The 9,650-nt window shown below is 67.0% G+C and carries 12 protein-coding genes; 2 read left to right on the top strand and 10 right to left on the bottom strand.

What is annotated here, in order from left to right:
* Window positions 1-285: nitronate monooxygenase (locus VEG08_05400; protein ID HXZ27420.1), on the top strand; the 285-nt coding region annotated here is incomplete at its 5' end.
* Window positions 286-307: 22 nt separating this feature from the next.
* Here VEG08_05400 and VEG08_05395 read toward each other — a convergent pair.
* The 8 genes from VEG08_05395 to VEG08_05360 all read right to left on the bottom strand — a co-directional run bounded on the left by VEG08_05395 (window position 308) and on the right by VEG08_05360 (window position 7,442).
* Window positions 308-1,117 (bottom strand): hypothetical protein, encoded by an 810-nt coding sequence (locus tag VEG08_05395; GenBank protein HXZ27419.1) that lies wholly within the window; start codon window positions 1,115-1,117, stop codon window positions 308-310.
* A gap of 84 nt (window positions 1,118-1,201) precedes the next feature.
* Entirely contained in the window at window positions 1,202-2,455 is a 1,254-nt protein-coding gene (locus VEG08_05390; protein ID HXZ27418.1) for a hypothetical protein, read from the bottom strand.
* A 4-nt stretch (window positions 2,456-2,459) separates the two neighbouring features.
* Entirely contained in the window at window positions 2,460-2,900 is a 441-nt protein-coding gene (locus VEG08_05385) for a hypothetical protein (GenBank protein ID HXZ27417.1), read from the bottom strand.
* 2 nt (window positions 2,901-2,902) lie between these two features.
* Complete coding sequence (locus VEG08_05380; protein ID HXZ27416.1) at window positions 2,903-3,709, bottom strand: MBL fold metallo-hydrolase; 807 nt, start codon at window positions 3,707-3,709, stop codon at window positions 2,903-2,905.
* Between the two features lie 67 nt (window positions 3,710-3,776).
* Window positions 3,777-4,817 (bottom strand): hypothetical protein, encoded by a 1,041-nt coding sequence (locus tag VEG08_05375; protein HXZ27415.1) that lies wholly within the window; start codon window positions 4,815-4,817, stop codon window positions 3,777-3,779.
* 13 nt (window positions 4,818-4,830) lie between these two features.
* The gene (locus VEG08_05370; GenBank protein ID HXZ27414.1) at window positions 4,831-5,679 is read right to left on the bottom strand and encodes a 3-hydroxybutyryl-CoA dehydrogenase; all 849 of its coding nucleotides are present in this window, start codon (window positions 5,677-5,679) and stop codon (window positions 4,831-4,833) included.
* Between the two features lie 123 nt (window positions 5,680-5,802).
* On the bottom strand, window positions 5,803-6,636 hold the full coding sequence (locus VEG08_05365; protein ID HXZ27413.1) for an FHA domain-containing protein: 834 nt from the start codon (window positions 6,634-6,636) through the stop codon (window positions 5,803-5,805).
* Window positions 6,618-7,442, bottom strand: a complete 825-nt coding sequence (locus VEG08_05360; GenBank protein ID HXZ27412.1) for a Stp1/IreP family PP2C-type Ser/Thr phosphatase — start codon at window positions 7,440-7,442, stop codon at window positions 6,618-6,620. Before VEG08_05360 ends, VEG08_05365 begins: the two co-directional genes overlap by 19 nt.
* Window positions 7,443-7,844: 402 nt before the next feature.
* Here VEG08_05360 and VEG08_05355 point away from each other — a divergent pair, with 402 nt between their 5' ends.
* Entirely contained in the window at window positions 7,845-8,471 is a 627-nt protein-coding gene (locus VEG08_05355) for a hypothetical protein (protein HXZ27411.1), read from the top strand.
* A gap of 66 nt (window positions 8,472-8,537) precedes the next feature.
* Here the strand turns inward: VEG08_05355 and VEG08_05350 are convergent, their stop codons facing one another.
* Both VEG08_05350 and VEG08_05345 read right to left on the bottom strand, forming a co-directional pair.
* Complete coding sequence (locus VEG08_05350; protein HXZ27410.1) at window positions 8,538-8,942, bottom strand: F0F1 ATP synthase subunit epsilon; 405 nt, start codon at window positions 8,940-8,942, stop codon at window positions 8,538-8,540.
* Window positions 8,942-9,650, bottom strand: a 709-nt coding sequence (locus VEG08_05345) for a F0F1 ATP synthase subunit beta (GenBank protein HXZ27409.1), incomplete at its 5' end; no start/stop codon positions are given. The genes VEG08_05350 and VEG08_05345, both read right to left, overlap by 1 nt.

Raw genomic sequence — 9,650 nt, 5'->3', positions numbered from 1 at the left:
GGGCTCTCCGGGCCGGCCATCAAGCCCATCGCCCTGCGCATGGTGTACGAGGCGGCGCACGCCGTGGACATCCCGGTGATCGGCATGGGCGGCATCTCGACCGCGGAGGACGTGATCGAGTTCATGCTGGCGGGCGCGGCCGCGGTCCAGATCGGCACCGCCAGCTACTGGGACCCCTGCGCCACCGAGAAGATCGTGGACGCGCTCCACCGCTGGTGCGTGGAGCACCAGGTGGAGCGCATCACCGACCTGATCGGGGGGCTGCAGACGGGGCCGCCGGGATGAGATCCCCTCAGACCGCGCCGGCTCAGTGCCGGTTGGCCTGGCAGCCGGAAAACGAGAAGGAGACCCGGAACGGTGAGCCCGCCTGGGATCCGCTCACATCGAGCGTCCGGGGCAAGGGCAGGCCGTTGACCTCCTGGTAGTCGATCTTCACGGTGAGCGCGGTGGCGTCTTCCGGGGTCTTGCCCTGATAGTCGGCCTGGTAGCCGGCCAGCAGCAGGCCTTCGCGGCTGGTCAGAAACTGCGGCCGGATCGAGCTTCGGAACTCCGGCGAAATGATCCTGAGTTCGTGGATCACCAGGTCCTTCCCCATCGTGGTCACGACGTCGGAGGTCCCTTCCTTGTAGGAGAGGCTCCACTCACCACCTTGATCGTCCAGTTGGTATTCGCTGTCGACCGCGGGGAACGGGGAGGTGAGCATGAAGGGCGACCAGGTGTCAAAGAAGCCGGAGATGGCCTGCTCCGCGCCCCCATAGATCTGGTTCAGGCCCTTGGCCATTTCGTCATTCTCCGCCGGAACACTGGTATGGGTGACCTTGGTGGAACCCGCGGTGTCGAACTTCACCGTGAACTGGATCTGTTTCAGGAGGGCGACGGTCCGGTCGGCGCGGGCCGGGTCGGATTTCCGCAGGTCCTGCAGCAGAGCTTCCCAGTCCGGCGTCGTAGTGCATTGGAAGTCGGAGAAACCGTGCGCGTTCAGGCTGTAGTAGCTGCCTCGCGCCTGTTGCAGGACCTGTCGCTTGTCCTTCTCCGCGGCCGTCGCCGGAACCACCAGCCAGAGCGCGAGCAGGAGTGCGGCAGCCGATCCGAAGCGCCGCCGGGCGGTTTGGCTCATGTTCATCTCCTTGAACTCCGAGGGAAGCAGCATTATCCCGCATTCGAGGGGCGTCCGGCAGCGCTTTTACTGCCTGCCCGGACTCTAATGTCCGGCGGGCATCAGCCCCGGCCGCACGCGCAGGAAAAGCTGGAACGAGACCGGGTTGCCGCCGTAGGCCGCGTCCAGCGACGCGGGCTTGGAGTAGAAGGTCACGGCCGCGCCCAGGCCCACCTGCAGCCTGCGGTCGTGCACCAGGTCGCGCACGCCGCCGAAGGTGTAGGCCCCGACGCGGTACTGGGGCGCGGGCGGCGGCAGCGCCGGGAAGAGTTCGTCGCGGTCCACCAGTTCCAGCCGGGTGAAAGCGTAGTCCTTGTCGAGGAAGTTCAGCTCCGACTCCAGCAGGTAGCTGTTCTGCGTGCTGCGCTGCTGCAGTTTGCGGTTGCGTCCCCAGACCAGCGAGGTGGCCCAGCCTCCGCGCGCGATGGGACGGTTGTAGGTGAGCGAGGCCGTCTGGCGGGCGATGTCGGTGGCTTCGGTGGCCTCCGGGCGCACCAGGTGGCCGAAGCTGTACTGCGCCTCCCAGTTCTTGCTCGGGCGCGCCGAGGCCCGTACCGACCAGGAGTCCATGGGCGCGAAGTCGAAGTCGTAGCGGGCCTCGTCGGGCTCGCGTCCGTTGAAGAGCGAGGCTTCCAGCTTGACCGGGCCGAGCACGAAGCCGCTAGTCACCACGCCGTAGCTGATGTGGGTGGAATCCTGGACATGGTGGCCGAGGGGCGCCGCCGGGACGTCCATCGCGGAGTAGCGGTGCAGGTACGCGACCGGCCCCAGCGCGGGCTCGCCCGCGGGCGCGGCGTAGAAGTACCAGCTCACCTTCGCGCGGATGGGCGCGCTGTAAAGCAGCGATAGTTCCCCGAAGACGTCGTGGGGATGCTGGTGGTCCACCAGCGGCCGGCCGTGGTAGGTCTCGCCCGTCTGGAAAAGTTCGGGGAAGCCGGGATGGGGCGCGGTAAGGGGCTCGGCGGAGAGCATCTGGCGGAACTCGAGGGTGCCGCGGCCCAGCTTGTGGCGCTCCATGAACATGGCGAAGTCCATGGCCTGGGCCTTGCCCGCTCCCCGCGGCCCGCCCTGCTGGTTGTAGCCAGCCACCAGGTTGCCGTGGACCATGAAGCTCCAGCCGCCCCGCTGGAGCATCCACATGTGCTCGGGGATGGACTGGGGCTGCCAGGCGGTGCCGGAGGCGAACTCGAGGGGAGCAGGCTTCTCCGGCATGTTCATGCCGGGCATGGGCGACCTCTGCTGCGCGGCCGCGGTCAGGGCAAGCGCGAGGACCAGGGGAAAGGCCAGGATCCGCAGCACCGGCTCAGCCGCCCAGGCGGGAGGTGATCTGGTTGGGGATGCGGTCACGGATCTCCTGGGGCAGCTTCTCGTGGATGCGGCGCGCGCCCAGCTTGGCCGCGTCCACCATGACCAGCGGGGCGGGAGTGGCGATGGCCACGATCACCCATACCAGCAGGGAGAAGAGGAAGCCGGCGAGGGCGGCCAGCTCCAGCAGGAGCGCGTGCTTGGGATCGAAGTAATGGATGGCGCCGAAGGCCACTAGGAAGACGCCGGCGGAGAGGGTGGTGAGCGCGATCAGGCCGAGGTCGATGGTGCGGTGCAGGCGCTGGCGGGCGCGGCAGCGGGCGCACTCCGCGAAGTGCTGCTCATAGTCGCCGCGCATCTCGGGAGCGATCCCGGAGATGTCGTAGCGCCAGCCGGCCAGGATCTCGCCGACCACGCGATCCACACACTGTTGGCTCATGACTACAGACGAATGGCGTCCAAGGGCTGCGCTTGCGAGGCCAGCAGCAGCCGGTTATGCAGCAGGCTGCGGCGCGGTCCCAGCGCCTTTTCGGCCGTCTCCCTGGCGATCTCCGGGTGATTGTTCTGCTCCGAGAGGTGGGCCAGCACGACGAAGGCAGCTCTTCCATCATAGTCGCTGGCAAAGAAATCCGCGAGGGCCTCGTTGGAGAGGTGGCCCACGCGGCTCATCACTCGTTGCTTGACCGCCCAAGGGTAGGGGCCGCCGCGCAGCATCTCCAGGTCGTGGTTGGACTCGACCATGAGCACGTCGCAGTGGCGGATGTGCTCGCGCACGTTGGCAGGCAGGTAGCCCAGGTCGGTGACGATGGCCAGCTTCACGCCCTCGGCCGAGAAGGCGAAGCCCACCGGGTCGGCGGCGTCGTGGGGCAGGGTGAAGGGCGTGACCGTGATGTCGCCCACCTGGAAGCTGCGGCCGGCGGCGAAGACTTCCAGGCGGTCGAGGCGGCTGGCCTGGGGAGCCTGGGGATCGCGCACCTGCCGCCGCCAGGCCTCGTGGGTGGCGCCGGTCATGTACACGGGGACCTTGGTGCGGCGCGCCAGCACGGGCAGGCCGGCGACGTGGTCGGAGTGCTCGTGGGAGATGAGGATGGCGGCGAGCGCGTGCGGGGCTTCCCCGGCGGCGTGCAGGCGGCGCAGGGTCTCGCGGCAGGAGAGTCCCGCGTCCACCAGGATGGCGGTGCGGGAGGTGGCGACGACGGTGCAGTTGCCCTTGCTGCCGCTGGCCAGCACCGTCAGACGAAACGCCATGCGGCTGAGCATAGCATGACTCTGGCCGCGGCGGGATTGGCGATCGCGCATCGCGGCAGGGCAGGCCCTACGGCACCCAGTCGGCGATATAGATGTCGATGGCTTCGCGGCTCTTGCTGTTGCGCTGCGAGGCGAAGACCAGCTTCTTCCCGTCGGGGCTGAACATGGGGAAGCCGTCGAAGCCTTCGCTGTAGGTGATGCGCTCCAGGCCGCTGCCGTCCAGGCCGACGGCGTAGAGCTCGAAGTTGCCCATCCCCGGCCCCGAATGCACGTTGGAGGCGAAGATGATGCGCTTGCCGTCGGGGAAGAAGAAGGGCGCGAAGCTGGCAGCGTTCAGGTGGGTGATCTGGCGCTTCTGGCTGCCGTCGGCGCGCATGATCCAGAGTTCCAGCGTGGTGGGATGGTAGAGGCCCTGCTTCAGCAGCCCTTGGAACTCGGCGATGTCCTGCTTGCTGGTGGGATGGTAGGCGCGGTAGACGATCCACTGCCCGTCGGGAGAAAAGAAGGGGCCGCCGTTGTAGCCCAGCTCGTGGGTGAGGCGCTTCAGGTGGCCGCCGTGGGCGTCCATGGTGTAGATGTCGAGGTTGCCGTGGCGCAGCGAGGTGAAGACGATCTTCTTGCCGTCGGGCGAGACCACCGCCTCGGCGTCGTAGCCCCAGTGGTGGGTGAGTTGCCGGATGTCGGAGCCGTCGGGGCTGGCAGCGTAGATCTCGTAGCCGGGATACAGGGCCCAGCGGTAGCCCTTGGACCAGTCGGGCGGCGGCGGGCACTCCATGCTGGTCTTGAAGGTAGAGGCGTAGAGGACGCGCTTGCCGTCGGGAAAGAAGTAGGCGCAGGTGGTGCGGCCGCCCTTCGACATCTGGCGCACGTTCGAGCCGTCCGTGTTCATGGTGTAGATCTGGTCGCACTGGCCGCCCGGGGGCGTGGCCTGAAAGATGAGCTGGCGGCCGTCGGCGGAGAAGTAGGCCTCGGCGTTGGTGCCGCCGAAGGTGAGCTGGCGCAGGTTGCGCAGGTGGGACTCCTGCGGGGTGCGCAGGTCGGCGGGCTGTTGTGCGGCTAGCACCGCCGCGCAGCACAGCAAGGAGACGCGGAGCGCGGTCTTCATCATGCCAGCTCTCCCCTCAGTACTTGTAGAAGCCGCGGCCGCTCTTGCGGCCCAGCCAGCCCGCATCCACCATCTTGATGAGCAGCGGGCAGGGATAATACTTGGGATCGCCCAGCCCGGCGTGCAGCACGCGCATGATATCGAGGCAGACGTCGAGGCCGATGAAGTCGGCCAGGGTGAGCGGGCCCATGGGGTGGTTCATGCCCAGCTTGAAGACCTCGTCCACCGCCTCGGGGGTGGCCACGCCCTCCATCACCGCGTACATGGCCTCGTTGAGCAGAGGCATGAGCACGCGGTTGGAGACGAAGCCGGGGGCGTCGTGCACCTCCACCGGGCTCTTGTCCAGGTTGGTGGCCAGCGCCGTGATGGCGGCGCAGGTCTCGTCGGAGGTGGCCAGCCCGCGGATGACCTCCACCAGCTTCATCACCGGCACGGGATTGAAGAAGTGCATGCCGATGACCTTGTCGGGACGCTTGGTGAAGCCGGCCAGCTTGGTGATGGAGATGGAGGAGGTGTTGGAGGCCAGGATGACCTCGGGTCGGCAGATGCGGTCGAGGTCGCGGAAGATCTGCTGCTTGAGTTCCAGCTTCTCGAAGACGGCCTCGACCACCAGGTCGCACTTGGCGAGCACGGCGCGGTCGACGACGGTCTCGATCTTCTGCAGGGCGCTGGCGCGGTCGTCGGCGGAGATCTTGGCCTTGGCCACCTCGCGGTCCAGGTTCTTGCCGATGGTGTCGAGGGCGCGGTCGAGCAGCCGCTGCTCCACGTCGCACAGCACCACGTGATAGCGGTTCTTGGCGAAGACGTGGGCGATGCCGTTGCCCATGGTGCCGGCGCCCACCACGCCGACGATCTTGATGTCCATGATGAGTGCCTCCGAACAGGAATGACTTGCTACCCGGGCCAGGAAGGAACGATCAACACACGAGTGTAACAAATGGAAAAGGGGACGCAAAAAGATTGCGTCCCCGAAGCGGAGGAGCGGCGGCTATTCGTGGTAGGCGAAGCTGAGCTTGATGCCGGCGACCTCGATGACGTCGCCCTCGGCCAGCTCTTTCTGGCCGGCGATGTCGGCCCCGTTCACCTTCACCTTGACCGCCTTCTCGGAGGCGGCGATGAAGTACCTGGAATCGCGCTTGCTGATGCTGGCCGCCACCTTGGGCGCGAACCAGCCCTTCAGCTTGATGGAAGCCATCTCCGACTTGCCGATCACGGTGAGCTTGCCGCTGAGGGTGTACTGGGGCTCGCCGGTCTTGCCCGCCAGCACGCTGAGCACGCCGGTGCGCTCCTTGGGAGCCGCCGCGGGCGGGGCGGGCGCGGCTGGAGCGGCCGGGACCGCGGCCGGAGCCGGGGCACCGCCGGCTTCAGCGGCAGGCGGGGCGGCGGCCGGCGTTCCCTCCTTGGCGGCGCGCGCTGCCGCCATCATCTCCTTGGCCTTCTTGGTGTCGAGCACCACCGTGGCCTCCAGCTTGGGGACTGCGGGAATGGTGGTGTGGTCGGCGGCGAGGGTGTGCTGCCCAGGCGTGTCCTCGTGCCACTCGTCCTTGAAGACGAGGGTGTGCTTGCCGATCAGCATGCTGTCGCCGTCCTTGAGCACCGACTTGCTGACCCGCTGGTTGTTGAGATAGGTGCCGTTGAGGCTGTTGTTGTCCTCGAGCACGTAGTGGTCGGTCTCCCAGGAGATCTTGGCGTGATGTCCCGAGACCGCCAGGTTGTCCACCTGGATGAGGTTATCGGGCAGGCGGCCGATGGTGACCGTCCCCTGCGCCAGGGTGAATTCCTTCAACACGTTCTGCTCGAACTTCAAATAGAGTTTTGCCATTCCGGGCTCCGGGTGGAGAAAAGTCTGCGATACCAGGGCTCGTCCTGCAGGCGGATGAGGATGCAGGTGATGTTGTCGTCGCCGCCATGGTCCTTGGCCGCCTGGATGAGGGCGTCGCAGGCGGCCGCGAGGCCGCGGGCCGAGCGCACCAGCTCCAGCAGGCGGTCGTCCTTCACGTGCTTGGTGAGGCCGTCGGTGGCCAGCAGCAGCATGTCGCCGGGCTGGCCCACCAGGTCGTCCAGGTCGGGCTCCACCACCTCTTCCGAGCCCAGAGCACGGATGATGATGTTCTGCATCTCCGAGTGCTCGGCTTCCTCGCGGGTGATGAGGCCGCGGCGCACCTGCTCCATCACCAGGGAGTGATCGTCGGTCAACTGCTGGATGGAGCCCTGGCGCAGCAGGTAGATGCGGCTGTCGCCCACGTGGGCGATGGAGACGAAGTTCCCCTTCACCAGCACGGCCACGATGGTGGAGCCCATGCCGGCGCGCTCCGAGGTCCCCGAGGCCGCCTGGAAGATGGCGCCATTGGCCATCTGGATGGCGCTGCCCAGGGCGTTGGCGCGCTCCGAGACCCCTTCCACGGCCTTGCCCACCAGCGGGTAGCTGCCGTTGTTGGCGGCCTGGCGGAAGTAGCTGAGCACCGTGTCCACGCCCATCTTGCTGGCCACCTCGCCGGCGGCCTGTCCTCCCATGCCGTCGCAAACCACAAAGATGCCATAGCGCGCGTCGTACCCGAAGTTGTCTTCGTTGTTGGTACGCACGCACCCGATATCGCTCTTGCCGGCTACCTGGACGGTTAGGCTCATTCCGCTGTCGGTCGCGCCGTACGGCGCGAAATCATTGTACTGCCGGTCCTTGCCCGGCAAGCAGGCCAGCACCCTCCCCGGCACTCTGCACTCCATCCCCTTGGGGGCCGCCCTCCGGATGGGGGGATGGCGCGCAAGCAGTCCGGTGCCAAGGCGGATTCCCGGGAGTGGCTGAGGAGGAAGCTGGCGGATTGTAGCGGCCCAAGTTGCCGGAAATCAAGGGGTTTGTGGATTTCCACAAATCACCCTGGGGCCGGCGGACATGGCCTTCCGTGCCCCCGGATTCCCGTTTTGGGGTACAGCACGGCGGAAGCAGAAGGCATCTGAGCAGAGTGTGGACGTAAAATGCAAGTGCCAGGCCCGGCAGGCCACTGGCCGCCCCGGCACGGGAGGAGAGAGCCAATGCGAAAGACTTTGCTGACTGCGATCTTGACGTTGGGAGTAGCGCTGGTTCTGAGCGCCCCGGCCCTGGCCCACGATCCGGACGATAACGGGCAGCGGGACGCCCGCCAGAACGGGTACCAGTACGGCTACCGGGACGGCTACCAGCACGGGCGGGTCGATCGCGACCACCGGGCCGGCTACGACTACCGCAGCGACGACTACCAGCGCGGCGACAACGGCTACAACAACTCCATGGGCAGCCGCGGCCAGTTCAAGCAGGGCTACCGCGACGGCTACAAGACCGGATACGACGACGGCTTCAACAACCGCAACCCGCGCTATGGCTGGGGCGACGACCGCGACCGCGACGGCGATCATGATCGCGACCGCGACGACGGCTACCGCGGCAACAACAACTACAACAACTACCACGACGTCGCCTACAACACCGGCTACCAGGACGGTCTGCACGACGGCTCCAAGGATCGCGGCACCGGGCACTCCTATCGCCCGCACGAACACGACACCTGGAAGGATGCCGACCACAACCTGAGCACGGTGCACAACGTGGACAAGCAGGACTACAAGAACATCTATCGCCAGGGCTACGAGCGCGGCTACCAGCAGGGCTACGGCCGCTACTGAGCCGCACCTCAGAAACAGCAAAGCCGCCGGAACTCCGGCGGCTTTCTTCATTTCTGATGCGGCCGGCTAGCGCTTGGTGGCCACCTGCAGGCGGACCAGGGCGCGCTCCAGGGCCACCAGGGCACGGTCGAAGTCGGTCTCGGGATCGCCGCCTTTGAGGCGGGCCTCGGCGCGGTCGCGGGCCTTCTGGGCGCGGGCCACGTCGATCTCCTCGGCTTTCTCGGCCGTCTCCGCCAGGATGGTGACCCGGTCGGGCAGGACTTCGGCGAAGCCCCAGGCCACCGCCAGGTGGCTGGTGATCTCGACGTTGCGATAGGTGATCTCGCCCACCGCCAGCTCCGTGATCAGGGGCGCGTGCCCGGGCAGGATGCCCAGGTAGCCGTTCTTGCCGGGGAGCTGCATCTCCGCAGCCACGTCGCTCACCACCCGGCGGTCGGGGGTGACGATCTCGAGATGGAAGGTGGGTTCCATCAGGCGGCGCTGGTGGCCTTCATCCTCTCCGCGTGCTCCAGGACCTCGTCGATGGCGCCCTTCATGTAGAAGGCCTGCTCGGGGATGTCGTCGTGCTTGCCCTCGATGATCTCCTTGAAGCTGCGCACGGTGTCGGCGACCTTCACGTACCGCCCCTTCATGCCGGTGAACTGCTCGGCCACGTGGAAGGGCTGGGAGAGAAACTTCTGGACCTTGCGGGCGCGGGCCACCACCAGCTTGTCGTCTTCGCTCAACTCGTCGATGCCCAGGATGGCGATGATGTCCTGCAGGTCCTTGTAGCGCTGCAGGGTCTTCTTCACCGCCTGGGCCACGTCGTAGTGGTCCTGGCCGACGATGCGGGGATCGAGGATGCGCGAAGTCGAGGCCAGCGGGTCCACCGCCGGGTAGATGCCGATCTCGGTCAGCGGCCGCGACAGCACGGTGGTGGCGTCCAGGTGGGCGAAGGTGGTGGCGGGAGCGGGATCGGTGAGGTCGTCGGCGGGCACGTAGATAGCCTGCACCGAGGTCACCGAGCCCGTCTTGGTCGAGGTGATGCGCTCCTGGAGTTCGCCCATCTCGGTGGCCAGGTTCGGCTGGTAGCCGACGGCGGAAGGCATGCGGCCGAGCAGCGCCGAGACCTCCGAGCCCGCCTGGGTGAAGCGGAAGATGTTGTCGATGAAGAGCAGGGTGTCGGCGCCCTCGGCGTCG

The sequence above is a fragment of the Terriglobales bacterium genome, assembly GCA_035624475.1.
Lineage (GTDB): Bacteria > Acidobacteriota > Terriglobia > Terriglobales > Acidobacteriaceae > DASPRL01.
Note: the sequence above shows the minus strand (reverse complement) of the source record. Positions and strands in the feature narration are given on the sequence as shown.